Genomic DNA, 26,180 nt, shown 5'->3' with positions numbered 1-26,180 from the left:
GCAAAGTCGGAAGAAAAACATTTGTTTTGTGATGCCCGTCACAACAATTGTCCCTTGGTATGGCAATATACTCCCACCTTCTGCAAATAGGGCTCAGTGTGATACGGCGCTGTATGCTCTGAGCCGCAGAATTTCTGGTTTAAACCAAACTTTTTAAGGAACTACTATCATGGCGGCAACTGATTACAATAAAGTCGTACAGCAACTGTACATTTCCTACTTTGGCCGTCCTGCCGACCCAGGCGCGCTGACCAATTTCTCGGCTCAGCTGCTGGCAGCTGACCCAGGCGCTGGCACCGATGCCGCCCTGACCACCACCGCAGCCCTGAGCGCATTCTCCCAGGCTAACCCAACTTCGGCAGTAGGCAAACTGGTTGGCAGCTTCGCCAGCAAGCCAGAAGCTGGTCAGCCTCCAAGCGGCGACCACCTGTCGATCATGAAGTTCGTCAACGACGTTTACAACAACGTTCTGCACCGCAACGCTGACGAAGGCGGTAACTTCTGGATCAACGCCATCGAATCCGGCGCCTTGAGCCGTGAAAACGCAGCCCTGGCCATCACCGAAGGCGCTCTGAGCAACACCTCGCCACAAGGCCTGAAAGATGCGGCCCTGGTTGCCAACGTCAACGCCATCGCTACGGACTTCACCGCTTCGCTGGACACCATCGCTAAAGTTATCGCCTTCTCGGGCGACGTCGCTGCTGCCGATGCCAAAGCAATGCTGACCCAAGTGACCGACACCACCACCGTGGCCGCGTTCCACGCTACCGTGACCGCCACCATCGACAACCTGGGCCACCAGAACACCGTCGAAGGCAAGCTGACCACCGGCGTTGACACCTTCGTCGGCACCGCTGGCAACGACCTGATCACCGCTGTGATCGACGGCACCACCGGCGCTGTCACCAGCACCTTCACCGGCCTGGACACCATCGACGGCAAAGCCGGCAACGACGTCCTGAACCTGAACATCCTGAACGGCGTTGGCGTTGCTGGCACCGCTGTGACCAGCCTGCCTACCGTTGGCGTGACCAATGTTGAAACGGCTAACATCCGCGCCGGCGTTGATCTGACCGCCGATGTATCGGCATGGTCGGTTTCGACCGTGAACGTTACTCAAGGTAAAGCTGTTAGCCTGCTGGCTTCCAGCACCGCAGCTGTGAACGTTTCGGGCACCACCGGTGTTCTGAACATTGACGGCGGCAAATCGCAAGTGATCTCCGCTTCGGGCGCTAATGTGACTTCGGGCACCATCGGTACCGCTGCTGAAGACACCAAAGGCGACATCACCATCACCGTGGCTAAAGTTGCCACCAACGACGTCGTTGTGACCGGCGGCGCTAACGTCACCGTCACCACCACCGGCGCCACCACCACCAACACCATCGACATCGGCAACGGCACCCAAGTGGCGACCGGCGCGATCAAAGTCAACGTCACCGGCGCAGACTACGATGCAGCTCTGGGCGCTAGCCAACCGCTGGGCGTCATCACCGTCAAAGGCGGCACCTCGATTGAAGTGAACCAGTCGGCCTACGGCTCGACCGCTGCTGCTGCTGCTGACGTCGCTGGCGTAACCACCGTTACCCAAGGTGCAGTCAACATCGACGGCGCTGGCACTGCCACCACCGTCACCGTGAAGCAGGACGCTGCTGTGACTGCTAACACCGGCACCGCTGCTGATGCTGGCGTTAAGCAAGCTGCCACCTACACCTTCGGCGTACTGCTGCAAGGCCAAACCGTTACCGTTGCCGGCCTGACCTTCACCGCGCTGAAAGACCTGACCGGCGCTGAAGTTGCTACCGCTTTCGCCAGCCTGTCCGCTTCGGCAGTTCAAGGCGCTGGCAAAGTTGCCAATGGTTCGTACACCGGCACCTTCGCAGCTGACTGGACCTCGGGTGCAGCTAGCGGCGCAACCCTGACCTTCACCGCCAAAACCGCTGCTACCGCAGCTGCTTCGGCTCTGAGCCCAACCGTTGCTCAAGGCAGCGGCTCGGCAACCCTGGTGCAGCCTACCGCTGGCGCTACCGTTGCTGGCCACACCAACGTTGACTACGATGCTGGCGTTGCTGGCGTTGCTGGCGGCGCGGTCGCAATCCAGGACACCGGCGCGACCGACAAGATCGCTACCGTTGTACTGAGCGGCTACGGCGCTTCGTCGACCGTCGCATCGGACGCACTGACCTCCCTGAGCCTGGCTAACGCTGCCACCGACCTGGTTGTCACCAACACCGTGCAGAAAACCCTGAGCCTGACCGTTGACGCTCTGGACACCGGCGCGACCGTGCAGACCAACGTGTACGAAAACATCAACCTGCACGTTGCCAGCGGCTCGATCTTCGGCCTGACCGCTACCGGTGCCAAGGCACTGGTAGTTGACGGCGCCGGATCGGCCAACCTGACCGGCAGCACCTTCGGCGCTCTGGAATCGGTTGTTGTTAAAGGCACCGCTGGCCTGAACCTGGCCAACACCGCTTCGGGCACCCTGAAATCGGTTGACACCTCCGGCACCACCGGCACCGTGACCGCTTCGATCGACGGCACCAAGGCCACCTACACCGGCGGCGCCGGCGTAGACAAAGTGACCCTGGTCGCTTCGGCTGCCATCACCAAAGCTGTCAACCTGGGCGCTGGCGACGACACCCTGACCTTCACCGGCACCAACGTTCCTACCGTTGACGGTAAGATCGACGGCGGCACGGGCACCAACACGCTGGTACTGGCCGCTGCTGACGCAGAGACCCTGACCGCGAACAGCTCGTTCAATGCTGCTATCTCGAACTTCCAGAAAGTTAGCATCGGTGCAGTGGCTTCGGGCGCAACCAAAACCGTTGACCTGACCAACGTGGACGGCATCAGCTACGTGATTTCCGCCAACGGTGGTAACGGTACTGCTGAAACCCAGACCTTCACCGTGACCGCTGGTACCGGCGCTGCTGTTGCAGAACAGCAAACCGTTGTGATCACTGGCGCCGCAAGCGGCGCTGGCAATATCACCGTCAACGGCGCTACCATTGCACTGGCTGGTACTGAAACCATCGACCAGATCGGTGCTGCTATCGTTGCTTCTAAAGCTGCCATCCTGGCTGCTGACGCTACCGTGGCTGATGTTACCTACAACGCCGGCACCGACACCGTATCGATCGTCTATAAAGTTGCTTCGGGTAACGTTGCAGCTGGTGCAGCGTTCGGTGCAGGCGCGACCGGCGCTACCTTCGCAGCTCCGACCGACAACGCAGTGGCCTTCGATTCGAACGCTGGCAACATGACCGTTGGTGGCGTGAACGTTGCGCTGACCGCCGGCATGTCGGTTGACGCAGTTGGTGCTGCAATCGCTGCTGCTCAAACCGCGATCAAGGCTGGCAACGCAACCGTTGACACCGTGACCTACGATGCAGCTACCGATACCGTCACCGTGAAATACCTGGCTTCGGCTGGTAACGTTGGTGCGATCGTTGTTACTGATCCAGCAGCAACCGGCGCGACCTTCGGCGGTGTTGTTCAAGTCGACGGCACCAACCCAGTTGGCGGCATCGCTCTGACCCTGAGCCACATGGCCAACAACGGCACCGTGGAACTGAACGCTGCTGGTTCGGGTGTCACCGTGACCATGACCGACGCAACCGGCACCGCTGACGTGCTGAACGCGAAGATCACCAACTCGGCTGGCATCAACGTGGGCACCATCGCTGCTGCTGGCGTTGAGACCGTTAAAGTTGAACTGGACGACACCGACACCGCAGCTTCGAAGATCACCGCGGTTCACACCGTGACGATCGGCGACACCAGCCTGAAGTCGCTGGTGCTGACCGGCGACGCAGGCGGCATCGTTACCCACACCTCGAACGTTGTTACCTCGATCGACGGTTCGGCTCTGACCCTGGCGCTGACCGCTGGCACCCTGACCACGGCTACCGTAGCTGCGACCATCAAAGGTGGCGCTGGTGCTGACGTTCTGACCGCTAACCACACTGGCGACATCCTGATCGGTGGCGCTGGTAACGATACGCTGAAAATCGGCGGCAACAACGGTGGCAGCGTCTATGCCAACGGCGTTACCCTGACCGGCGGTGCTGGCAACGACACCTTCGACGTGTCGGGCGCCAACGTGGTTGCTACCGTCAACGACTACGCTACCATCACCGACTTCAGCAAAGGCGACATCCTGAAGATCTCGGCTTCCAACGCGAAGTTCGTGGCAGCAGTTGTGTCCACCGGCAGCACCGCAGTCTTCCAAGACTTGGTGAACAAGGTGATCCACGACTCCGTGCAGAACGATGCTGGCTGGTTCCAGTTCGGCGGCGACACCTACGTTGTTGAACACCGCAGCGCGTCGACCACCACGTTCACCAACGGCACCGACAACATCGTCAAGATCGTTGGCGCAGTTGACCTGTCGAACGTCGGTTCGTACAGCAACTCGGCAGACACCCTGCTGATCTTCGGTTAATTCCAGTCCTGAGCAAGGCCCCCGGGCCTTGTTCATGCTGAACTAAGCTGAACGAAAACCCGCCTCTCCGGAGGCGGGTTTTTTTTCGTCCGTGCCGCTCGGTTGTCGGGGGCGCGGACGCTGTCGCTGGTGTGCTACATTATTTCCCCAATCTCAGTCTTTTTGTTTCCATAGTGGAAATTTCTGTAGCTAATTTTGCTTCCCTGCGCCAATTTTTTGTAAATTTTGTGATGCAAATCACATTTTCGAGGGGAATTCAGGGATAATCTCTGCAACCTTCGGTGATGCAGGTCTACGCACTTGCCTCGGCCCATGCTTTGCGGTCCAGCATTGAGCGGCTGACTGACTCGAACTACGGAAATAGGTCGTGCTCTGCACGAAACGACATGAAAAAGAATCTGACTGATAAAAAAAGCGAAGTGGCGGAAGTCCTGCGCACTTTCAAGAGCACCTTCGTGACGGTAGGGACGTTCAGTGCCATCAGCAATCTGCTGATGCTGGCGCCATCGCTGTACATGCTGCAGGTCTATGACCGCGTGCTCGGCAGCCGCAACGAGATCACGCTGCTGATGCTGTCGCTGATGATATTGGGCGCCTATGCCTTCGTCGGCACGCTGGAACTGATACGCAGCTTCGTGCTGGTGCGCGTGGGCGCGCATTTCGACATGACGCTGAACAAGCGCGTCTACACCGCCGCCTTCGAGCAAAACCTCAAGCGCGCCGGCAGCAATGCCGGCCAGGCGCTGGCCGACCTGACCAATCTGCGCCAGTTCCTGACCGGTAACGCGCTGTTCGCCTTCTTCGACGCGCCATGGTTCCCGGTCTACCTGATCGTGATCTTCGTCTTCGAACCGTCGCTGGGCCTGTTCGCCCTGTGCGGCACCTCGCTGCTGGTGCTGTGCGCCTACGTCAACGAGCGCGTCTCGCACAAGCCGCTGGCCGAGGCCAACTCGATGGCCATCACCGCCAACAACCTGGCCACCAACAACCTGCGCAACGCCGAAGTCATCGAATCGATGGGCATGCTGCCCAACCTGCTGGGACGCTGGTACAAGCTGCATGGCAAGTTCCTGCATCTGCAGGCCGAGGCCAGCGAAAAGGCCGGCATCATCGGCGCCGTGACCAAGTTCGTGCAATTGTCGCTGCAGTCGCTGGTGCTCGGTTATGGCGCGTTGCTGGTCCTTGAAAACAAGATTTCCCCGGGCATGATGATAGCCGCGTCCATCCTGGTGGGCCGCGCATTGGCGCCGGTGCAGCAGGTGATCGGCGTGTGGAAATCGTTCAGCTCGACCCGCAGCGCGTATGAACGCCTGAACGCGCTGCTGGACGCCAACCCCGCGCGCTCGGCCGGCATGGAATTGCCCAAGCCGAAAGGCGCGTTGTCGGTGGAGTCGGTGACGGCCGTGGTGCCGGGCACCCAGGTGCCGGTGCTGCACGGCGTGAGCTTCGCCATCCAGCCTGGCGAGGTGCTGGGCGTCATCGGTTCCAGCGGTTCCGGCAAGTCCACGCTGGCGCGCCTGCTGGTCGGCGTGTGGCCTGCCGGCCTGGGCAAGGTCCGCCTGGACAATGCCGACATCTACAGCTGGAACAAGGCTGAGCTGGGTCCGAATATCGGTTATCTGCCGCAGGACATCGAACTGTTCGGCGGCACCATCAGCGAAAACATCGCCCGCTTCGGCGACGTCGATCCTGAAAAAGTGGTGCAGGCCGCCCAGCGCGCCGGCATCCATGAACTGATCCTGCATTTCCCGAAAGGTTACGACACGATGCTGGGCGACGGCGGCGCCGGCTTGTCCGGCGGCCAGCGCCAGCGTCTGGGCCTGGCCCGCGCCATGTACGGCGACCCGTCGTTCCTGGTGCTCGACGAGCCGAACTCCAACCTCGACGACATCGGCGAGGCGGCGCTGCTGCAAGCGATCAACGATCTGCGCGCACGCGGCAAGACCATCGTGCTGATCACCCACCGCACCAGCATCATCGGCGCGACCACCAAGCTGCTGATGCTGCGCGAAGGTTCGGTGGCCACGTTCGGCCCGACTAACCAGGTGCTGGCGGCCTTGCATGAAGCGAACCAGAAGCAGGCGCTGGCCAACCAGCAGGCGCAGCAACAGGCAGCCGCACAACAGGCAGCCCAGCGCAACACGCAGGAAGATGCCCTGCGCGTAGCGCAGCAACAGGCCGCCGCGCAGGCGGCGCAACAGGCAGCGACGGAATAGGACTAAACAGTATGAACATTATTAACAAGCAGGAACCGGCGGTCGAAGTCATCAGCCATGATGTCGAGCCGCTGACCGTCAACACCGATGCCTCGTCCTACTCGCGGCTGGGCTGGATCATCTGCCTGGTCGGCGTGGTCGGCTTTCTGATCTGGGCCAATTTCGCGCCGCTGGACAAGGGCGTGCCGTTGTCGGGCACCGTGATGAAAGAGGGCAACCGCAAGGCCGTGCAATACCTCAGCGGCGGCATCGTGCAGGACATCCTGGTCAGCGACGGCGACCACGTCAAGGCCGGCCAGGTGCTGGTGCGGATGAACAATGTGCAGCTGAAGTCGTCGATGGACATCACGCTGGGCCAATACCTGAGCAGCCGCACCAACGAGGCGCGCCTGCTGGCCGAACTGGCGGGCAAGTCGTCGATCGCCACGCCGCCGGCGCTGAACGCCTACAAGAACGATCCGCGCATCGGCAGCCTGCTGGCGTCGCAGACGCTGTTGATGTCGTCGCGCCAGTCCTCGCTGCAGAGCGAGCTGGCCAGCGTGAACGAGAGCATCGCCGGCATCGAAATCCAGGCCAAGGGCCTGGAGCAGTCGCGCGAGAGCAAGAAAGAGCAGTTGGCCATGCTGAAGGAGCAGCTGGACAATACCCAGGACCTGGCCCGTGACGGCTACATCGCCCGCAACCGCTTCCTCGACGTGCAGCGGACCTATGCCCAGGTCGCCGGCGCGATCGCCGAAGACACTGGCAATATCGGCCGCGCGCGCCGCCAGATCGCCGAGATGCGCCTGAAGATCGGCCAGCGCCAGCAGGAGTACCAGAAGGAACTGCGCGGTTCGCTGACCGACACGCAGAAAGAGGCGGAATCGCTGGCCGCCCGTCTGGAAGGCCAGGAATTTGAAGTCGGCAACGTCGAGATCAAATCGCCTGCCGATGGCATCGTGGTCGGCTCCAGCATCTTCACCCGTGGCGGCGTGGTCGCGCCGGGCACGAAAATGATGGAGATCGTGCCGAGCGACGATACGCTGGTGGTGGAAGGCCAGCTGGCGGTCAACCTGGTCGACCGCGTCCACACCGGCCTGCCGGTCGAACTGATCTTCTCCGCCTTCAACAGCAACAAGACGCCGCATATCCCGGGCACGCTGATCCAGATCGCCGCCGACCGCAGTATCGAGGAGCGTACCGGCATGCCCTACTACAAGGTGCGCGCGCGCGTGACGCCGGAAGGCTTGAAGATGATCGCGGCCAAGAAGCTGGACGTGGTGCCGGGCATGCCGGTGGAACTGTTCGTCAAGACCGGCGAGCGCAGCATGATGAGCTATTTGCTGAAGCCGATCTTTGATCGCGCCAAAACGTCGATGTCGGAGGATTAACGTGGCACATATTGCTCTCCCGCGCCGCGCGCAAGCGGTGGCTGCCCTGGCGGCGCTGCTGTACGGTTCCGGCGCGCATGCGCTGGGCCTGATGGAAGCCTACCAGGCCGCGCTGAAGAACGACCCGACTTTCCGTTCGGCCTACTATCAAAACGAGGCCGGCCAGGAAAACCGTGCGCTGGGCCGCTCCAACCTGCTGCCGGTGCTGTCGGCGAGCTATAGCGCCACTCAGGTGCGCAACACGATTACCGATCCGCTGCAGACCTATCCGCGCGATTACCTGAGCCGCAGCTCGGTGCTCCAGGTGCGCCAGCCGCTGCTGAACGTGGAGGGCTATGCCCGCTACAAAATGGGCGGCCTGCAGGCCGACTACGCGTCCGCGCAGTTCGAGAGCCAGCAGCAGGAAGTGATCTCGCGCGTGGTCACGGCGTATTTCGACGTGCTGTTCAAGGGCGACCTGCTGGCGCTGACCAAGGTCGAGCGCGATCTGTATGTGGAGCAGGGCAAGGTCAACCAGCGCCTGTTTGAAAAAGGCGAGGGCACCCGCACCGACATGCTGGAAAGCCAGGCCCGGCGCGATTCCGCCGAGGCGGCCGTGCTGGAAACCCAGGATGCGCTGACCGTGGCGCGCACCACGCTGGCCGCCGTCATCGGCGGCGAGCCAGGCGAGCTGGACAAGATGGTGACGGAGTTCCAGACCCGGCCGGCCGACACGGTCAGTTTCGAAGCCTGGAAGAACGTCTCGCTGGAGCGCAATCCCGACATCAGGGCGTTGACGCTGAGCGTAGAACTGGCGCGACAGGAAGTCACCCGCTCGCTGGCGGGCCACGCGCCGCGCGTCGACCTGGTGGCTACCTACAGCAAGAGCTCGTCAGACTCGATCCAGACCTATAACCAGGATACGACCTCGCGCAGCATCGGCGTGCAGGTCAATTTCCCGCTGTATTCCGGCGGCTCGGTGGTGGCGCAGTCGCGCCAGGCGGTCGCCAATCAGGAAAAAGCGCGGGCCGACCTCCAGGCGCAGACCGACAAGGTGCTGTCCGAGTTGCGCAAGGATTACGATTCCATGATGAGCAGCGTGGCGCGCATCGATGCGCTGAAGAAGGCGGTGGCGTCGTCGGAACTGTTGATCAAGGCGACGCAACAAAGCGTCAAGGGCGGGGTGCGCATCAATCTCGATGTGCTCAACGCCACCCAGCAGTTGTACGCCAACAAGCGCGACCTGGCGCAGGCGCGCTACAACTACCTGCTCAACACGCTGCGCATGCGCGCCGCGGCCGGCACGCTGGCCGAATCGGATGTGCGCGAGATCGCCCCTTACTTCAGGCCATCGACGGAGTGAGCATGATGGACGAGGAACTGGAAGTGACCGTCAACGGCGTCAGCTACGCCGTCAAGGCCCTGAGCGAGGAAGCCCAGGCCCAGGTCGCCAATCTGCAGTTCGTCGATGCGCAGATCGCCGACCTGAACGCCAAACTGGCGGTCTACCAGACCGCCCGTAATGCCTACCAGTCTGCATTACAGCAACTGCTGCCAGTCACCAGGCAGTGAGCAGGCATAGGATCGAAAAAGCCGCGCATCCGGGGATGCACGGCTTTCGATCCTGCCTCAAGCGATGCTGAGTGCGTGTTGTACGCCGATCAGGGCCGCTTCCACCGTATCGGCATTGCTGGTGACGCCGGCCAGAGCGGCTTGCGCGTCGTGCAGGTGATTGTTGTTGGCCTGGTAGGTCACGCCGAAATTTTCACTGACCGTGGTCCGGTTCATCAAGAAATCGTACTCGGCCTGCGTGGTCAGGCCGGTCCGCGCCGCGGTGTCATGCATGATGTCGTACACGTAGTCGCCGCGCGTTTCGCCCGCCGCGAAGTACTGGTTGCCCCAATAGTGCTCCGTCGCCGAGCCAACACGGCCGCGGGTATCCATGAAGACCTTGTCGATGAACTGATCGTTCGTCATGACGGCGCCATTCACGGTGTACAGCGCTTTGCCTTCCGCAGAATTGACGAGCTCATTGGCGATAAATTTCAGTGTCGTGCCGGCGCGCAAGGCGTTGGCATAGTACTCCGTGCCTTGGTGCTCGCCCGCCCGATTCAAGGCGCACGCATACAACATGGAAATCTGGCCGCGTTCGGCCGTCCAGGTCTGGTCTACGTTATTGAAGCCATTCAGGACTTCAAGCGTCGTGGTTCCAAACCCTTCTGCGGCATTGTTGATGAAGTCATATGGGATGACCTCGAATCCGTTGACGCCGAAGCTGGTGCCCCAGGAATTCTCGATGATATATCCACCTTTGCCGTGGAATAAAGTGTTGTCCATCCCGACTATCATAAACGCGTGGCCGCCGAGCGATTTTGCGTTGGCTTCCGGATTGGAAGCCATCGCCTTGTCATGCAAGTCGGCCAGTTCGTTGAATGACGACGCCTGGAATGGCCTGGAATAATGGACACCCTGGTCGTTATACTCCACATGGTTCAGCCAGGTTGGCGCATTGCTGCCAACCAACACCACCTTGCCTTGCATCAGTTGTTGCCCAATCAAATCGTGGTTCTGCTGGGTGCTGAGGCTGGAGGATGTTTTGACCAGCGTGGAACTGAGTACTTTGTGCAGCGCTGCATCGTTGACCATGGCCTGTGTCGGCGCCTTGGTCCAATTGTCCGATACGGCTTTGGCGGCGTATCCTTCGCCCTGTTGCGTTGCGAAATTCTCGCTGGTAAGGCCTTTGCTGATCGCGGTGTCAACCGCAGACCATATTGCTGCGCCACTGTCGACATACGCTTGCGATGGGTCGCCGCTGGTCCGGGTGTTGTAATACAGCGCCAACCTGGCCAATGGGCCAATATTTTGCCCATATTCATGTGATTGCAAGGCAACGGCTTGGCAAACGGCGTTGGCCGTGCAGCTGCCGATATCAAGCTGGTCGAACACCGGCAAAGAAAATTGAGCCAAACTAATATGACTGGAAATTGTTGACATGATGTCCTTTGGAAGTAGCAGGAAAGAGTTGGCGGTGGGCCTTAGTTGCCCAGATTAAATTATAAAATAACAAATTTAAAATTAGCAATAGTTATTTTTTTATAATTAATTGCGGCCCTTGAAGAGCTCGCCGCCCTGCGTACTTAGGCCTTGGTTGTCGAGGGGAATCTGCTGACGTGATGGTTGCAATGCGCCATAGCCACTGACGCGTGCGCGGCAACTGGTCTGTGGATTGGAGACTGGCAAACTGGGAGGAGGGGGATGTGGGCGAGGCGTGCGCGCTGCATGAGCTGGCGCACGCCTGGCTGGTATTTCTGACTTAGGCCTGCTTGCCGTAGCAATGCGGGCACGATTTCTCGTACACGTATTCCGGCGCCAGCTGCTGGCGCGGCGTGACCACCGAGCGGCAGACGAAGCATTGCACGGTCTCGGTCGGTTCCAGTTTCGGATTGAGCGCGGTGCGGTAGTCGAACACGAAGCAGTCGCCGGTGTAGTGGGCGCCGCCGACTTCCTCGAAGTACTTGAGGATGCCGCCTTCGAGCTGGTAGACGTTGTCGTAGCCGATGTTCTGCATGTGGATCGCGGCCTTTTCGCAGCGGATGCCGCCGGTGCAGAACGTCACCACGGTCTTGCCGGCGAAGTCGTCCTTGTGGGCGGCGATCACTTCCGGGAACTCGGTGAATTTCTTGATGCGATAGTCGACCGTATTGTCGAAAGTGCCGACGTCGACTTCGAAATCGTTGCGGGTGTCGACCATCACCACCGGGCGGCCGTTGTCGTCGACGCCGGCGTCGAGCCAGCGCTTGAGCGTGTGGGCTTCGACGAAGGGCGCGCGGCCTTCTTCCGGCTTGATCAGCGGCATGCGCATGGTGATGATTTCTTTTTTGATCTTGACCAGCATGCGCTTGTGCGACTGCTCGGCCGAATAGCTTTCCTTCACTTCCAGGTCGGCGAAGCGGGCGTCGCTGCGGACCCAGGCCAGGAACTCGTCGATGTGCGAGCGCGGGCCGGACAGGAACATATTGATGCCCTCCGGCGTCAGCAGGATGGTGCCTTTCAGGCCCAGCCGCTGGCAGATGTCCTGGTACAGCGGGCGCATCGCCTCGGTGTCGTCGAAGGTGACGAATTTGTAGGCGGCGATGTTGACGTGAGCGGCAGCTGCAGCGATGGCGGCGGCATGCGCTTCAGCTTGTAAAGCAGTATTAGCGTGCATGGTGGATAAGAGCAAAAAATGTGAAGAGCCGACATTATACGCGCTAAGTTCGCCAAACGCCCGTGTCATGCCTAAAAAATGAGCAGAGTTAAATTGCCGCAGTAGCCGGGGTAAGTGATGTTGGCGCCGCATCAAACGGCTTAAGATACGCCTGAAATACGAGCGGATTGGGTCGTGTTCTTGTTTATCAATGTTGCCCGATCAATTATAACGACCGCCCAAATCCATCCGGAAAATTCGGGATTCGCATGGTGCTCTGCGAACGTACGGGCCTTGGGAATAGTGCCTCCGTCTTCTAGCATTGTTTCCAGCCAGAGCGTCGCAGCCTCGCAGGCGTTATCGATGGCCTCGTCCAAGGTGTCGCCTGCTGAGAAACAGCCAGGAAGATCGGGGATGACCACGCCAAACGCATGGGTCGCGTCGCCGGGTTCAATTGCGATTGGATACTTCATGATGACGTCCTATTTCAGTCCAGTTTGCTTGAGCAGTTTTTGAACCAAGCCAACCCCGAGATCTTTTTTAGGATGCGGTACGCTGATGTGTCCGCCTCGCTGCGGGTGCGTGTAAATGTGATGAGACCCGCTGACGTTACGGAGTATCCATCCGGCTCGTTCCATTTGCTTGATCAGGTCTGCGCTATTCATTCGCCTATCGTACGTACAGCCTAACACCGCATGCCGACCTGGCGCAAACGGGGCTGCAAATCAGATTCATCGCACCCGGCCGCCGCACGGTAAAATAGCTGGTTATTGAACCAGCATTGAGCGGCGTATGAACATGGTAGCAAACGAACAAGCAGCGGCGGCACCGGCCGTTGCCAAGGCGGGACCGGATTTCGTCCATCTGCGGGTGCACTCGGAATATTCCATCGTCGACGGCCTGGTCCGTATCGACGACCTGGTCAGCACCGCCGCCAAGGACAAGCAGGCGGCGCTGGCCGTCACCGACCTGTCCAATATGTTCGGCATGGTCAAGTTCTACAAGGCCGCGCGCGGCAAGGGCATCAAGCCCGTGGTCGGCGTCGATGTCTGGATCACCAACGACGACAACCGCGACAAGCCGCACCGCCTGATGCTGTTCGCCAAGAACCACATGGGCTATCTGCAGCTGTGCGAGCTGCTGTCGCAAGCCTGGCTCACCAACCAGTACAAGGGCCGTGCCGAGATCCGTACCGAGTGGCTGGCCGAGCTCACCGCCAAGAGCTATCCGCTGCTGCCCGACGTCAATCCGGCCAACGGCCTGATCGTGCTGTCCGGCGCGCACTTCGGCGACGTCGGCATGGCGATAGAAAACGGCAACCCGGCGCTGGCCGAAAAGAACGCGCAAAAGTGGGCGCAGATGTTCCCCGGCCATTTCTACATCGAGATCCAGCGCGCCGGCCAGGCCAACCAGGAAGCCCAGGTGCGCCACGCGGTGGCGCTGGCCGCCAAGCTGGGCCTGCCGGTGGTGGCCACCCATCCGGTGCAGTTCATCAACAAGGACGAGTTCATCGCCCACGAGGCGCGCACCTGTATCGCCGAAGGCGAGATGCTGGCCAATAACAAGCGCGTGCGCAGGTTCAACGAGCAGATGCGCTTCCTGTCGCAAGCCGAGATGCGCGAGCTGTTCCATGACCTGCCGGCCGCGCTGCAGAACTCGGTGGAGATCGCCAAGCGCTGCAACCTGACGCTGACCCTGGGCAAGCCGCAACTGCCGAACTTCCCGACGCCGGGCATGACCATCGACGAATTCCTGCGCGCCGAAACCAGGAAGGGCCTGGAGGAGCGCCTGGAGCAGCTGTATCCGGACCCGGTCAAGCGCGAGCAGCAACGGCCGCGCTACGAGGAGCGGCTGGAGTTCGAGAACAACACCATCATCAACATGAAGTTCCCGGGTTACTTCCTGATCGTGGCGGAGTTTATCCAGTGGGGCAAGAACAACGACGTGCCGATCGGCCCGGGCCGGGGTTCGGGCGCGGGCTCGCTGGTGGCGTACGCGCTGAAGATCACCGACCTCGATCCGCTGAAATACAACCTGCTGTTCGAGCGTTTCCTCAATCCCGAACGCGTCTCGATGCCCGACTTCGACATCGACTTCTGCCAGGAAAAACGCGACCTGGTGATCCAGCACGTCAAGGACCTGTACGGCCGCGACGCGGTGTCGCAGATCGCCACCTTCGGTACCATGGCGGCGAAGGGCGCGATCCGCGACGTCGGCCGCGTGATGGACTTCGGCTACAACTTCTGCGACGGCGTCTCCAAGCTGATCCCGTTCAAGCCGGGCAAGCCGGTGTCGATCGCCGAGGCGATCGAAGAGGAGCCGATGCTCAAGGAACGCCAGCAGAACGAGGAGGAAGTGGCGCAGCTGCTGGACCTGGCGCAACAGGTCGAAGGCATCACCCGCAACATCGGCATGCACGCCGGCGGCGTGCTGATCGCGCCGGGCAAGCTGACCGACTTCTGCCCGCTGTACACGCAGGGCGGCGACGGCGGCGTGGTGTCGCAGTACGACAAGGACGACGTCGAGGCCGTCGGCCTGGTCAAGTTCGACTTCCTGGGCCTGACCACGCTGACCATCCTGGACCGCGCGGTCCGCTACATCAAGATGCTCGACCCGAAAGAGGCCGACTTCGACCTGGCGCGCCTGCCGCTGAACGACCGCCCGTCCTACGAGCTGCTGACCAAGGCGAAAACCGTGGCCGTGTTCCAGCTGGAGTCGCGCGGCATGCAGGGCATGTTGAAGGACGCCCGTCCCGACCGCTTCGAAGACATTATCGCGCTGGTGGCGTTGTACCGTCCGGGCCCGATGGACCTGATCCCGGACTTCTGCAAGCGCAAGCACGGCGAAAAATTCGACTATCCCGATCCGCGCACCGAATCGATTCTGTCCGAAACCTACGGCATCATGGTGTATCAGGAGCAGGTGATGCAGATGGCGCAGATCGTCGGCGGCTACTCGCTGGGCGGCGCCGACATGTTGCGCCGCGCGATGGGTAAGAAGAAGGCCGAGGAGATGGCCGAGCACCGCGAGATCTTCCGCGCCGGCGCCGCCAAGGACGGCCTGTCCGCGCAGAAGGCCGACGAGATTTTCGACTTGATGGAAAAGTTCGCGGGCTACGGCTTCAACAAGTCGCACGCCGCCGCCTACGCGCTGCTGTCGTACCACACGGCCTACCTGAAGGCCCACCATCCGGCCGCGTTCATGGCGGCCAATATGTCGCTGGCGATGGAGGATACCGAGAAGGTCAAGATCCTGGTCGAGGATTCGATCGACATCTGCGGCCTGACCATCCTGCCGCCGGACATCAACAAGTCCGACTTCCGCTTCATGCCGGACGGTCCGCCGCCTTCGGTGACGGGCAAGAAGGTCACGCAGATCCGCTACGGCCTGGGCGCCTGCAAGGGCGCCGGCCAGAACGCGATCGAGGCCATCATCGCCGCCCGCACGGCCGGCGGCCCGTTCACCAGCCTGTTCGATTTCTGCAAGCGCGTCGACAAGAAGCAGATCAACCGCCGCACCATCGAATCGCTGATACGCGCCGGCGCCTTCGACTGCCTGAACATCGACCGCGCCATCCTGCTGGCCTCGGTCAGCTTCGCGATGGAGTGCGCCGACCAGGAAGCCAAGGCGGCCAACCAGGTCAGCCTGTTCGGCGGCGACGATTCCGACCTGGTGGCGCCGCCCGAGTACGTGAAGGCCGCGCCGTTCACCGACCGCCAGAAGCTGGCCGAGGAAAAGATCGCGCTGGGCTTCTATTTGTCCGGCCACATGTTCGACTCGTTCGCGCCGGAAGCGCGCCGCTTCGCCCGCACCAAGCTGTCCGAGCTGGAGCCGTCGCGCGAGCCGCGCATGCTGTGCGGCGTGATCACCGGCATCCGGCCGCAGATGACGCAGCGCGGCAAGATCCTGATCGTCACGCTGGACGACAAGACGGCGGTGGTGGAAGTGACCGTGTACTCGGAAGTGTTCGAAGAGAACAAGCGCATGTTCAAGGACGACGAGTTCCTGGCCGTGGTCGGCAAGGTGTCGGAAGACCGCTTCTCCGGCGGCCTGCGCATCTCGGCCGAGAAGGTGTTCGACATCGTCACGGCGCGCATCAACTACGGCAAGCAGCTGGGCATGGCGCTGCCATCCTCGGTGGACGTGCGCAAGATGGCCGACGTGCTGGCGCCGCACCGCAACGCGGACGGCTTGCCGGTGTCGGCGCGCATCACGCCGCAGGGCGTGGGCTGCGTGGTGCAGCTGGGCGAAGCGTGGCGCGTGGCGCCGTCGGACGAGCTGCAACTGGCGCTGCAGCAGGTGCTGGGCGCCAAGGACGTGGCGATCGAGTACTAAGCCCCGAACGTAAGGGTCTGACCCCGTACGGGGTCAGACCCTGGGCGCCGCGGTGTGCGGGGTGCGCGGGGGCCGCCGAGGTCTACATCTGTTCGCTGATGCTGGTGATGGCGTAGCCCTTGGCGCCTATCTGCTCCAGCGGGTGGACGATGTGGTAGCGCGCCAGGTCGTCGCGCTCGTCGTCGACTTCCACCTGGCTGGCCTCGGGATGCCAGTCGGTATTGGTGGCTTCTTCGGGAATGGGCTTGCCCTCCGGCACCGCCAGATAGCTGTGCTTGCCCATTGCTTCATCTCGGTAATAAATATCCACACGCATGGTATTTCTCCTTGGACGAAAAAGCCATGGTACCGGATTTTTCAGGCCAGCGCGTATTCGTCGCCGTCGCGCGCGCCCAAAGGCAAGGTCGTGTAGTGCTGGCCCGGCGAGGTCGGCACCGCTTCGAAGCGCGGCGCGTGCAGGCCGGCGCGGACGGCCACGATCAGCGCCGCCAGCGTTTCATGGCGCTTGCGCGCTTCCGAGCGTTTTTTCGAGGCGATCGCCGCCAGGTCGGGCGCGGCCAGCGCTTCGCACGGCAGGCGCCAGTCGCCGTCGGCGCGGCGGCCGGCGTCCAGCTCCTGCCACAGCGTATCGTAGTCGGCATGCACCTTGCCCTGGCGCGCCGCGCCGCACACCACGCGGTTGGCGTTGCTGACCAGGCGCAGTTCGACGCAGCCGTAGTCGTGGCCGATCTGGCTCAGCAGCTTGACCATCAAATTCTTCGGCCGCAGGCCGTGCAGTTCGCGGGTGGCGTCCTTGATCACCTGCAGGCCGTGTTCGCTCTTCGATCCCTGCATGCAGCCTATGCCCAGCTGCATGCCGCGCACGCCCTGCAGGAAGCTGAACGCGCAGCTGTAGACCAGCTCGCCATCCTGCTTGAGCTGCAACACCAGTTCGCCCTCGCGTTCCATCGGCTCGATGGCGCGCAGCTCGATCTGGTAGTGCACGCCGGACTTGCCCTCGACGCTGCCCAGCACCACGCCGCCGCGCGCGGCGCGCACCGTCAGCGGCCCCAGGCCCTGGCGGAAGATGAAGCGATAGTGCTGCTGCAACAGTTCGACGCGCTGGGCGCAATCCATGGTGTTGCTCAGGTAGGGGCGGTAAATCTTGTAGATCAGGCGCGGCTTGGCCTTGACCAGGTCCATGAACAGCGGATGGGAGTTCAGCAGTTGCAGCCAGCCGTAAGTGGCCTGGCGGTGCAGGATGGCGCGCAGCGACAGCTTGAACGTCTCGCGCACTTGCTTCAGTCCGTGGAAGCCGGCGGCGCCGGAGCGGATGGTGATTAACTGCGACATCGGTCGTCTCTCAGGAAAAACGGGCTGCAAGGGTTGGTGTGGCGGCAGCTGCACGGGAGACATCAATCACTGGCCGACGACGATGGGGGCGGCGCGCTGGTTTTAGTGTCTTCTCGTCAATGGGAGGTGCCATTACGACATGTGCGCATCGTAAATCCTGTGTAACGTATTGTAAATTGGGGTAAAGGCTTACGGTTTTCCCTTAATAATTGCTGCTTCGAAAAAGTAAGTGTTGTATAGAGGCGAAAGCGCCGGCATAAGGGGAACGCGTAGTAGCGAAAAGCAATGCGCGATGAATTATGGCAATGCATAATGCTACATAACGATACAAAGCCACCATGCCACTGACTTCCAACCCGTCGCGCCTGTCCTATCTGGAGTTTCCGGCGTTCATCGCGCTGTACCTGCTGTTCGATTGGGCCACCTATATCGACCCCCTGTACGGCTTGAACATCACGCCGTGGAATCCGGACCCGGCGCTGGGCCTGGTGTTCTGGCTGCGCCATGGCTGGCGCGCGGCGCTGCCGTGGCTGCTGGCCCTGGTCGGCGGCGAACTGCTGGTGCGCGGCATGCCGGCCGGCTGGACGGTGAGCCTGCTCAGTTCCATGTGGCTGGCGGCCGGCTACGGCGTGCTGGGCGCGGCGCTGCGGCGCCGCTTCGGCGACGGCGGCGTGTTCGACAGCCGCGACCGCCTGTTCCAGTGGCTGTTGATCGTGGTGGTCGGCACCCTGGTCAACGATGTCGGCTACATCACCGTGCTGTCGGCGGCCGGGCTGATCCCGGCCGGGCAGTGGGGCGAGGCGGTGCTGCGCTTCGGCATCGGCGACGTGGTCGGGGTGCTGGTGTCGATGCCGCTGATCTGGATGCTGTCCAGCCCCAGCGGGCGGCGGCAGCTGAAGGCCACCGTGTGGCGGGCCGAGACGCTGGCCTACCTGGCGCTGGCGATCTGCGTGCTGACCATGGTGTTCGGCACCATCGCCACCTCGGAGTTCAAGCATTTTTATTTCCTGTTCCTGCCGGTGATCTGGGCGGCGTTCCGCCAGGGCCTGTTCGGCACGGCGCTGATGGTGTTTGTGCTGCAGGCCGGCATCGGCGCGCTGGTCAAATGGAACCACGCGGTCAACATCGCCGTGCACGAGCTGCAGATGCTGGACGCGGTGCTGGCGCTGGTGGGCTTTTCGATCGGCATCGCGGTCGACGAGCTGCGCAAGGTGGCCAGCGAGTTGAAGCAGACGCTGCGGCTGGCGGCGGCCGGCGAGATGGCCGCCGCGCTGGCCCACGAGTTGAACCAGCCGCTGACGGCGCTGGGCGCCTACGGCAAGGCCTGCGAGTTCCTGCTGGAGCGGGGCGAGAGCGGCGAGGTGCTCAAGGGCGCGATCCAGCGCATGATCGCCGAAGCGGGCCGGGCCGCCGACGTGGTGCGGCGGCTGCGCGATTTCTTCCGCACCGGCGCCATGAAGCTGGAGGCGGTCGACGCCGGCCAGCTGGTGTCGGGCATCAGCCAGCAGTTCTTCAGCCAGCTGCGCGAGCACGGCGTCGAGCTCAAGGTGGGCGAGATCCCGCCGCTGGCCATCCTGGCCGACCGCCTGCAGCTGGAGCTGGTGCTGCGCAACCTGCTGGCCAACGCGCTTGGAGGCGGTGCAGGAGCGCCCCGCCGGCCGCGCGCCGCAGCTTCACGCTGTCGGCGCAGCGGCTGGACGGCAAGCGCCGCCCGGGCCAGGCGCCGCTGCGGGGCGGCTGTCTGCAGCTGTCGGTGGAGGATAGCGGCAACGGCGTGTCGGCGGCGCTGGCGGCGCGCCTGTTCGAGCCGTTTGTTTCGTCCAAGGCCAGCGGCCTGGGGCTGGGGCTGGTGCTGAGCCGCGCCATCATGGAGGCGCACGGCGGTTCGCTGTGGGCCGAGGTGGGCGAGCATGGAATTTTCAGGTTGGCGCTGCCCTTGGCGCGCCCGTTGGAGCAGGATGGAGAACACTATGCAGCATGATTTGACCGTATTCATCGTCGACGACGATCCCTCGGTGCGCGACGCGCTGGGCCTGCTGCTGGGCGTGCGCGGCTACCGCACCGCCATGTTCGCCAGCGGCGAAGCCTTCCTGCAATCGTGGCAGCCGGCCTGGCGCGGCTGCATGCTGATCGACATCCGCATGTCCGGCATGGACGGCCTGAGCCTGCAACTGGAGCTGCAGCGGCGCGGCTGCCCGATCCCGGTGATCATCATGAGCGGCCACGGCGACGTCAGCATGGCGCGCGCGGCGTTCAAGGCCGACGCCGTGGACTTCCTCGAGAAACCCTTCGACGACGCCAAGCTGATCGGCGCCATCGACGAGGCGCTGGCGCGCGCCCGCAGCGTGCACAGCGAGCAGCAAAAGCGCAGCCGCAACGTCAGCCTGCTCAGCGAGCTGACGCCGCGCGAGCGGGAAGTGATGGCGCTGGTGGTCACGGGCCGCCACAATCGCGAGATCGGGCCGGCGCTGGGCATCAGCGTGCGCACGGTGGAAGTGCACAAGGCGCGGCTGATGGCCAAGCTGGGGGTCGACAATGTCGCCGACCTGGTGCGGATTACGATGCAGGATTAAAGCACTGGCGCAGGCCCGGCCTGCGCCGTGGTTCAGGCAGGTGCCGCCTCGACCAGCGCTTCGGCGCGCCACTCCATCACCACCGCCAGCACCTGCTCCGGCGTGATCGCCAGCATGCAGGTGCACAGCGCCGGATCGGCGCACTGGCCGCAGGCCGGCGACGTCACCAGGCTGCGCGCGCGCGGACCCAGCGCGCCCCAGCGCACCGGATCGATGGGCTTGAGCGGCGGGAACAGGCCGGCCGCCGGCCGCCCCAGCGCCGAGGCCAGGTGCAGCGGCCCGGTGCCGCTGGCGATCAGGCCGCCGCAGCCGCCGATCAGCGCGGTGAAGCCGTCCAGGTCCAGCTTGCCGCACAGGTTTTCCACATTCGGCAAGGCCAGCAGCGCCGGCGCCTGTTGCGCCAGCAGCTCGCCCTCGGCGGCGCTGCCCGTCACCAGCACGCGCACGCCGTCCACCTTGCCCAGCAGCGCGGCCAGCGCCGTGTAGTGCTGCAGCGGCCACTCGCGGCCATTGCCGTTGGACTTGGGATGCAGGATCACGCTGAAGCCGGGCTGGTCCAGCACGGCGTCGGCGGCCGGGTGGCGCGGCGTGTTCAGGCCGTACATGGTCTTCAACTGTTCCAGCGGCGGCACGTGGTCTATGCCCAGCGGCAGCAGCAGCTTGAAGTTCAGCTGCGCCTCGTGCAGCGGCGAATCGGCGCGGCTGAAGGTGGCCAGGCGGTTGCAGTGGTACCAGTGGTGGATGCGGTGGCTGCTGCCGATGCGGCGGTTGATGCCGGCGCGGCGCGCGGCCGCCGCCAGCGTGCGCATCGGGAAGGTGAAGATCATGGTGTCGCAGCCGCTGTGCGCCAGGCCGTGGGCCCAGTCGTCGCCCAGCTCCTCCAGCGTCAGCACCTGGTCGACGTGGCGGCACTGCGCCACCACGGCGGCGGCGTAGCGGCGGCACAGGAACACCACCTCGGCCTGCGGATAGCGCTGCTTCAGGTAGCCGGCCAGCGGCAGCGTCAGCACGACGTCGCCGATATTGTCGGTGCGAGCGATCAGGATGCGGCGCGGCTCCGGCGCCGGATACTGGGCCGCCAGGCACAGGCCGACCAGGCTGCACACCATCATCACGTAGAACACCTTGGGCATCATCAGCCAGAACATGACGTCGGTCAGGCCGAAGCCGAAGAAGGCCACCACCACGATCACGCCGGCCAGCGCCAGCGCGCGCTGGCCCTGGTCCGGGCGGCGCAGCTGGCCCGAGAAGAAGCGCAGCGGGGCGATGTACATGGCCAGCAGCAGGCCGAAGTCCAGCAGGCCGCCGGTGGCCAGGCAGTGCAGCATGTCGTTGTGGCTGCTGCTGTAGGCCAGCGCCGGCGACGGCTGCAGCCGGCCCTGGGCCGCCAGCGCGTGCAGCGCGACGTCGAACTGGTCGCGGCCCACGCCCAGCCACGGGTGTTCGGCGAACATCATCAGCGAGGCCCTCCACAGCTCCAGGCGGATGCCGACCGAGGTGGTGGCGTCGCCCAGCGTCAGGTAGCGCTGGATTTCAGCGAAGGCTTGTTCGATCCGCAGCGCCACGCCGGTGGCCGGCACGGCGAAGGCCAGCACCACCACCGCCAGCAGCACCACGCCCACCAGCAGCAGGCGGCGGCCGTAGATCTGCACGCCGTAGCGGGTCACGGGGATCAGCACCAGCGGCAGCGCCAGCCAGCCGCCGCGCGAGCCCGACAGGATCGAGGCCAGCAGGCCGCACACCAGGCCCAGGCCGGGCAGCCAGCTCATGCGCGTGTGGCGCAGGTCGGCCAGGCCGCACAGCGACAGCAGGCCGCAGGCCAGCGCCAGGTCGCCGAAGGTGATTTCATGGTGGGTGAGGCCGATCGCCCGCTCCATGCCGCCCAGTGTGACCTGGTAGAGCGCCATGACAGCCGACAGCACGGCGGCGAACGACAGGCCCAGCCAGAAGTGGCGGGCGCGCGGGCGCAGGTAGTAGACCACGCCGATGCAGCTCAGGCCGAACAGCAGGCGCGACGGGCCATCCAGGGTGTTCAGGCGCTGGTGGTCCAGCAGCATGCGCACCAGCGACACCAGGAAGTAGCCGCCGAAGGCCAGCATCACGCCACCGATATCGTCCCAGTGGCGCCGGTACAGCGCCAGCAGCGGGCGGCGGCGGCGTATCAGCAGCAATAAGATCATCAATTGCACCAGCCCGAGGCCGACCTTGCTCGACATCGCCAGCGCCGGCAGCAGGAAGATCATCGTGGAGGAGAGCGGACCGCCATATTCAATTTGCGGCGTCGAGGGGCTGGCTGGAGTCATGGTCACGCGAGTGGGGCCTGTGGCCGGAGCAAAAGCTCCGATTATAGCAGCACGCCATAGCGCCAAGGCCGCGGTTTTTCGGGCCGCCCGGCAGGGCGCGGGCGCTTGTCGCTGGGCCCGCGATGGGCGATAATCGGTCCGGCAAGGGCCACCGGCCCGACGATGATGAAAGAATCCGTGTTGCCAGAAAAAAACGTCACCGCCGGGGCCGCAGAGCGCATCCTGGTCATTTCCCCCAACTGGATAGGCGACGCCGTCATGGCGCAGCCGCTGCTGCAGCTGCTGCGCGCGGCCCATCCGGGGCGGCCGATCGACGTGCTGGCGCCGCCGGCGGTGTCGCCGGTGTGGCGGCAGATGGCCGAAGTCGGCGAAGTGCTGGAAACCCCGTTCCGCCACGGCGCGCTGCAACTGCGCGAGCGCTGGAAATACGCGCGCCTGCTGCGCCGGCGCGGCTATGCCGAAGCCTACGTCCTGCCCAACACCATCAAATACGCGTTGATCCCCTGGCTGGCCGGCATCCGCCGCCGGGTCGGCTACAAGGGCGAAAGCCGGCACGGCCTGATCAACGTCATGCATCGCGACGAAACGCCGCCGCGGCCGATGGTGGCGTTCTACGCCGCGCTGGCGGCGCCGCCGCAGGCCGTGCAGTCGGCGGCCGGGCGCGCCGCCTTGCCGCGCCCGCGCATGGCGGCCAGCGAGGCGCAGATCGCCGCCGTCTGCGCCCGCCTGGGCCTGGATCCGGCGCGGCCCATCGTCGCCTTCGCCCCCGGCGCCGAGTTCGGCGGCGCCAAGCGCTGGCCGGCCGCGCATTTCGCCGCCCTGGCGCGCGCCGTGCTCGAACGCGAGGGCGCGACGCAGATCGTGCTGCTCGGCTCGCCCAAGGACCAGGACGCCTGCGCCGAGGTGGCGCAGGGCGTGCCGGGCGCGGCCGCCTTCAACCTGGCCGGCGCCACCAGCCTGGCCGACGCCATCGCGCTGATCGCCGCCAGCGCCGCCGTGGTCGCCAACGATTCCGGCCTGCTGCACATCGCCTCGGCGCTGAACCGGCCGGTGGTGGCGCTGTACGGCCCCACCGATCCCGACCACGCGCCGCCGTTTGCCGACCTGGCCGCGTCGATCTCGCTGCGCCTCGCTTGCGCGCCGTGCCGGCAGCGCGAGTGCCCGCTGGGCCACCAGGACTGCATGGTCAAGCTGACGCCGGAGCTGGTGTGGCGCAGCCTGCAGCCCATGCTGGCCGCGCCGCCGGGCCCTGTTCGGGGCCATGCGCGGGGCCATGCGCGGGGCCATGTTTAAACGCTACACCATCACCTTCTGGGCGACGCTGTTCGTCGGCGTGGTCTGCCTGTCGCTGATCGCGGTCGACGTCTGGCGCAGCCTGATCGCGCGCGACGCCCAGGTGCAGGAAATCCAGCGCCTCACGTCCAACGTCGCGCGCGCGATGGCGCAGCACGCCGACGACACCATCAAGGCGGCCGACACCTCGCTGGCCGACATCGTCGAGCGCATCGAGTCCGACGGCCGGGGCGCCCCGGCGCTGGCGCGCGTGCACCGGCAGATGCAGGCCCAGGTGGCCAACCTGCCGCAGCTGGCCGGCCTGTTCGTCTACGACGAGGGCGGCCAATGGCTGGTCAACTCGCGCGCGGTGCTGGGGCCGTCGCTCAACAACGCCGACCGCGAATACTTCGTTTACCACCGCACCCACGACGGCCGCGGGCCGCACGTCGGCGAGCCGGTGATCAGCCGCACCAGCGGCAAGTGGATCATCCCGGTGTCGCGCCGCCTGAACCGGGCCGACGGCAGCTTCGGCGGCGTGGTGCTGGCCACGCTGGACATCGATTACTTCAGCCGCTTCTACCAGAGCTTCGACATCGGCGCGCGCGGCGCGGTGGCGCTGATCTCCAACCAGGGCGTGCTGATGGCGCGCCGGCCGTTCGACGACAACCGCGTCGGCACCAGCCTGCGCGACAACCCGCTGTTCCTGGCCTACACCGCGCGGCACGGCAGCGGCAGCGGCATGTTCGTCTCGCCCTACGACGACGAGCTGCGCTTCAATTCCTACCGCGCGCTGGAGCACTATCCGCTGTTCGTGACGGCCGCGCTGTCGCAGGAGGAAATGCTGGAGCACTGGCGGCGCGACAGCTTCACGCGCTCGATCGGCGTGATCGTGCTGGCCGCGCTGCTGGGCTTTTTCGGCAAGCGGCTGGTGGGGCAGATCAACCTGCGGGTGCAGGCCGAGGCCGAGCTGCGCCAGGCGCGCGACCAGCTGGAAGGCGCCAACCGCACGCTGGAGCGGCTGGCCATGCAGGACGGCCTGACCGGGCTGGCCAACCGCCGCCAGCTCGACGTCACGCTGGGCAATGAGTTCAGCCGCGCCGTGCGCCACGCCGATACGCTGGCCTTCGTGATGATCGACGTCGACTACTTCAAGCAGTACAACGACCTGTACGGCCACGGCGCCGGCGACGACTGCCTGCGCACCGTCAGCAAGCTGATACGCGTGCTGACGCCCAAGCGCGCCGGCGACGTGGTGGCGCGCTACGGCGGCGAGGAGATCGGCATCCTGATGCCGAACACCGAGCTGGCGGGAGCGATGGCGGTGGCCGAGCGCATCCGCCAGGCGATCGAGCAGCTGCAGACGGCGCACCGCGGCAGCCCGTTCGGCGTGATCACCATCAGCGCCGGCGTGGCGGCCATCGCGCCGCGCCGCGGCGAGCACGTGGCCGGCATGCTGGTGGAGGCGGCCGACAAGGCCCTGTACGCCGCCAAGGCGGGCGGCCGCAACCAGGTGGTCGCCGCCGACGGCGTCTAGCGGACTAGCGCGCCGCCAGCTGGCGCAAGGCCGCGTGGGCGACGACCGGTTCGACCAGGTGGGCGCCGTCGAATTCCGCGTAGCGCACGTCGTAGCCTTCGCCGGCCAGCTTCAGCGCGATGGCCTTGCCCCGTTCCACCGACAGCACCTGGTCCCGCCTGCCGTGGGCGATGAACACGCGCGGCATGCCGCTGCGCCGCAGCGGCGCGATGAAGCCCGGCGAGAACGCCAGGATGTCGCCGAACAGCTCGCCGTTCATCAAGCCCACCGACAGCGCGTACGAGGCGCCGTCGGAAAAGCCGCCGATGGTGACGGCGCCGGCGTCGACCGGGTAGCGCTGCATGGCCCACGCCAGCAGGCGGTCGATGAAGGCCAGGTCGGCGCCGTAGCCGCCGCGCAGCACATCCCAGCTGGTCGACTGCGCTTCCGGCAGCAACAGCAGCGTGCCGTGGCGGGTCGCGTGCGCCAGCGCGATGGCGTCGCCGCCGCCGTGCCGGCCGCCTGCGCCGTGCAGCAGCACCAGCAGCGGCAGCGGCGCGGCGCCGTCATGCGGCGGCACGTACAAGCGCGCATGGCGGTGATTGGGGAAGGCCAGCATATGGCTGCCGGCCGCCAGCGGCAGCGCGC

19 protein-coding genes are annotated in these 26,180 nt (G+C 64.3%); 11 read left to right on the top strand and 8 right to left on the bottom strand.

Translation table 11 applies throughout. The features are described from left to right. Positions 1-169: 169 nt before the first annotated feature. The 5 genes from DUGA2_RS16985 to DUGA2_RS16965 all read left to right on the top strand — a co-directional run bounded on the left by DUGA2_RS16985 (position 170) and on the right by DUGA2_RS16965 (position 9,587). Complete coding sequence (locus tag DUGA2_RS16985) at positions 170-4,450, top strand: DUF4214 domain-containing protein (RefSeq protein ID WP_070270582.1); 4,281 nt, start codon at positions 170-172, stop codon at positions 4,448-4,450. Positions 4,451-4,836: 386 nt separating this feature from the next. Then, positions 4,837-6,666, top strand: coding sequence for a type I secretion system permease/ATPase (locus DUGA2_RS16980; protein ID WP_070270580.1), 1,830 nt, complete (start codon positions 4,837-4,839; stop codon positions 6,664-6,666). Positions 6,667-6,677: 11 nt separating this feature from the next. Continuing rightward, the gene (locus DUGA2_RS16975; protein ID WP_070270577.1) at positions 6,678-8,036 is read left to right on the top strand and encodes an HlyD family type I secretion periplasmic adaptor subunit; all 1,359 of its coding nucleotides are present in this window, start codon (positions 6,678-6,680) and stop codon (positions 8,034-8,036) included. A gap of 1 nt (position 8,037) precedes the next feature. Then, positions 8,038-9,378, top strand: a complete 1,341-nt coding sequence (locus tag DUGA2_RS16970; protein ID WP_229214710.1) for a TolC family outer membrane protein — start codon at positions 8,038-8,040, stop codon at positions 9,376-9,378. 2 nt (positions 9,379-9,380) lie between these two features. After that, a complete protein-coding gene (locus DUGA2_RS16965) occupies positions 9,381-9,587 on the top strand; it encodes a DUF6447 family protein (protein WP_229214709.1) in 207 nt (68 codons plus the stop codon). 57 nt (positions 9,588-9,644) lie between these two features. On the opposite strand, the gene DUGA2_RS16960 is transcribed toward DUGA2_RS16965, so the two are convergent. The 4 genes from DUGA2_RS16960 to DUGA2_RS32745 all read right to left on the bottom strand — a co-directional run bounded on the left by DUGA2_RS16960 (position 9,645) and on the right by DUGA2_RS32745 (position 12,866). Further along, positions 9,645-11,009 (bottom strand): C1 family peptidase, encoded by a 1,365-nt coding sequence (locus DUGA2_RS16960; RefSeq protein WP_083296353.1) that lies wholly within the window; start codon positions 11,007-11,009, stop codon positions 9,645-9,647. 319 nt (positions 11,010-11,328) lie between these two features. Then, entirely contained in the window at positions 11,329-12,222 is an 894-nt protein-coding gene (locus DUGA2_RS16955; RefSeq protein WP_070270571.1) for a sulfurtransferase, read from the bottom strand. A 140-nt stretch (positions 12,223-12,362) separates the two neighbouring features. Beyond that, positions 12,363-12,674 (bottom strand): type II toxin-antitoxin system HicB family antitoxin, encoded by a 312-nt coding sequence (locus DUGA2_RS32750; protein WP_071658931.1) that lies wholly within the window; start codon positions 12,672-12,674, stop codon positions 12,363-12,365. Between the two features lie 9 nt (positions 12,675-12,683). Further along, entirely contained in the window at positions 12,684-12,866 is a 183-nt protein-coding gene (locus DUGA2_RS32745) for a type II toxin-antitoxin system HicA family toxin (protein ID WP_071658930.1), read from the bottom strand. Between the two features lie 127 nt (positions 12,867-12,993). On the opposite strand from DUGA2_RS32745, the gene dnaE reads away from it, so the two are divergent. Continuing rightward, a complete protein-coding gene (dnaE, locus tag DUGA2_RS16945; protein WP_070270567.1) occupies positions 12,994-16,536 on the top strand; it encodes a DNA polymerase III subunit alpha in 3,543 nt (1,180 codons plus the stop codon). An 82-nt stretch (positions 16,537-16,618) separates the two neighbouring features. Here dnaE and DUGA2_RS16940 read toward each other — a convergent pair whose 3' ends face one another. Together DUGA2_RS16940 and DUGA2_RS16935 are read right to left on the bottom strand one after the other, a co-directional pair. After that, entirely contained in the window at positions 16,619-16,852 is a 234-nt protein-coding gene (locus DUGA2_RS16940) for a DUF6139 family protein (protein WP_070270565.1), read from the bottom strand. A gap of 41 nt (positions 16,853-16,893) precedes the next feature. Then, positions 16,894-17,868, bottom strand: a complete 975-nt coding sequence (locus DUGA2_RS16935; protein ID WP_070270563.1) for a VirK/YbjX family protein — start codon at positions 17,866-17,868, stop codon at positions 16,894-16,896. A gap of 338 nt (positions 17,869-18,206) precedes the next feature. Between DUGA2_RS16935 and DUGA2_RS16930 the strand changes: the two genes are divergently transcribed. Genes DUGA2_RS16930 through DUGA2_RS16925 form a run of 3 tightly spaced genes read left to right on the top strand, consistent with a single transcriptional unit; the run spans position 18,207 to position 20,441 of the window. Continuing rightward, positions 18,207-19,724 carry an MASE1 domain-containing protein gene (locus DUGA2_RS16930; protein WP_229214708.1) on the top strand — a complete coding sequence of 506 codons (1,518 nt, stop codon included), beginning with the start codon at positions 18,207-18,209 and terminating at the stop codon, positions 19,722-19,724. Continuing rightward, entirely contained in the window at positions 19,643-19,849 is a 207-nt protein-coding gene (locus DUGA2_RS34525) for an ATP-binding protein (protein ID WP_229214707.1), read from the top strand. Before DUGA2_RS16930 ends, DUGA2_RS34525 begins: the two co-directional genes overlap by 82 nt. After that, entirely contained in the window at positions 19,839-20,441 is a 603-nt protein-coding gene (locus tag DUGA2_RS16925; RefSeq protein ID WP_070270555.1) for a response regulator transcription factor, read from the top strand. Before DUGA2_RS34525 ends, DUGA2_RS16925 begins: the two co-directional genes overlap by 11 nt. Before the next feature lie 32 nt (positions 20,442-20,473). On the opposite strand, the gene DUGA2_RS16920 is transcribed toward DUGA2_RS16925, so the two are convergent. Then, positions 20,474-22,744, bottom strand: a complete 2,271-nt coding sequence (locus DUGA2_RS16920) for an O-antigen ligase family protein (protein WP_229214706.1) — start codon at positions 22,742-22,744, stop codon at positions 20,474-20,476. A gap of 165 nt (positions 22,745-22,909) precedes the next feature. Here DUGA2_RS16920 and waaF point away from each other — a divergent pair, with 165 nt between their 5' ends. Further along, a complete protein-coding gene (waaF, locus tag DUGA2_RS16915; protein WP_070270848.1) occupies positions 22,910-24,037 on the top strand; it encodes a lipopolysaccharide heptosyltransferase II in 1,128 nt (375 codons plus the stop codon). Next, the gene (locus DUGA2_RS16910; RefSeq protein ID WP_070270847.1) at positions 24,030-25,553 is read left to right on the top strand and encodes a GGDEF domain-containing protein; all 1,524 of its coding nucleotides are present in this window, start codon (positions 24,030-24,032) and stop codon (positions 25,551-25,553) included. The genes waaF and DUGA2_RS16910 overlap by 8 nt, the downstream gene beginning before the upstream one ends. Before the next feature lie 4 nt (positions 25,554-25,557). Here the strand turns inward: DUGA2_RS16910 and DUGA2_RS16905 are convergent. Beyond that, positions 25,558-26,180, bottom strand: a 623-nt coding sequence (locus DUGA2_RS16905) for an alpha/beta hydrolase (RefSeq protein WP_070270550.1), incomplete at its 5' end; no start/stop codon positions are given.

Origin of the sequence: Duganella sp. HH101 (genome assembly GCF_001758795.1) — a bacterium.
In the GTDB taxonomy this organism is placed as follows: Bacteria; Pseudomonadota; Gammaproteobacteria; order Burkholderiales; family Burkholderiaceae_D; genus Rugamonas; species Rugamonas rivuli.
Note: the sequence above shows the minus strand (reverse complement) of the source record. Positions and strands in the feature narration are given on the sequence as shown.

Bases quoted from the DNA above. Each gene is read 5' to 3' on its own strand.
- DUGA2_RS16925 (WP_070270555.1), top strand. From the start codon at position 19,839: ATGCAGCATGATTTGACCGTATTCATCGTCGACGACGATCCCTCGGTG.
- DUGA2_RS16975 (WP_070270577.1), top strand. From the start codon at position 6,678: ATGAACATTATTAACAAGCAGGAACCGGCGGTCGAAGTCATCAGCCAT.
- DUGA2_RS16910 (WP_070270847.1), top strand. From the start codon at position 24,030: ATGTTTAAACGCTACACCATCACCTTCTGGGCGACGCTGTTCGTCGGC.
- DUGA2_RS16960 (WP_083296353.1), bottom strand. From the start codon at position 11,009: ATGTCAACAATTTCCAGTCATATTAGTTTGGCTCAATTTTCTTTGCCG.
- DUGA2_RS32750 (WP_071658931.1), bottom strand. From the start codon at position 12,674: ATGAAGTATCCAATCGCAATTGAACCCGGCGACGCGACCCATGCGTTT.
- DUGA2_RS16955 (WP_070270571.1), bottom strand. From the start codon at position 12,222: ATGCACGCTAATACTGCTTTACAAGCTGAAGCGCATGCCGCCGCCATC.
- DUGA2_RS16940 (WP_070270565.1), bottom strand. From the start codon at position 16,852: ATGCGTGTGGATATTTATTACCGAGATGAAGCAATGGGCAAGCACAGC.
- waaF (WP_070270848.1), top strand. From the start codon at position 22,910: ATGAAAGAATCCGTGTTGCCAGAAAAAAACGTCACCGCCGGGGCCGCA.
- DUGA2_RS16985 (WP_070270582.1), top strand. From the start codon at position 170: ATGGCGGCAACTGATTACAATAAAGTCGTACAGCAACTGTACATTTCC.
- DUGA2_RS16930 (WP_229214708.1), top strand. From the start codon at position 18,207: ATGCCACTGACTTCCAACCCGTCGCGCCTGTCCTATCTGGAGTTTCCG.
- DUGA2_RS16935 (WP_070270563.1), bottom strand. From the start codon at position 17,868: ATGTCGCAGTTAATCACCATCCGCTCCGGCGCCGCCGGCTTCCACGGA.
- DUGA2_RS16980 (WP_070270580.1), top strand. From the start codon at position 4,837: ATGAAAAAGAATCTGACTGATAAAAAAAGCGAAGTGGCGGAAGTCCTG.
- DUGA2_RS16965 (WP_229214709.1), top strand. From the start codon at position 9,381: ATGATGGACGAGGAACTGGAAGTGACCGTCAACGGCGTCAGCTACGCC.
- dnaE (WP_070270567.1), top strand. From the start codon at position 12,994: ATGAACATGGTAGCAAACGAACAAGCAGCGGCGGCACCGGCCGTTGCC.
- DUGA2_RS16920 (WP_229214706.1), bottom strand. From the start codon at position 22,744: ATGACTCCAGCCAGCCCCTCGACGCCGCAAATTGAATATGGCGGTCCG.
- DUGA2_RS32745 (WP_071658930.1), bottom strand. From the start codon at position 12,866: ATGAATAGCGCAGACCTGATCAAGCAAATGGAACGAGCCGGATGGATA.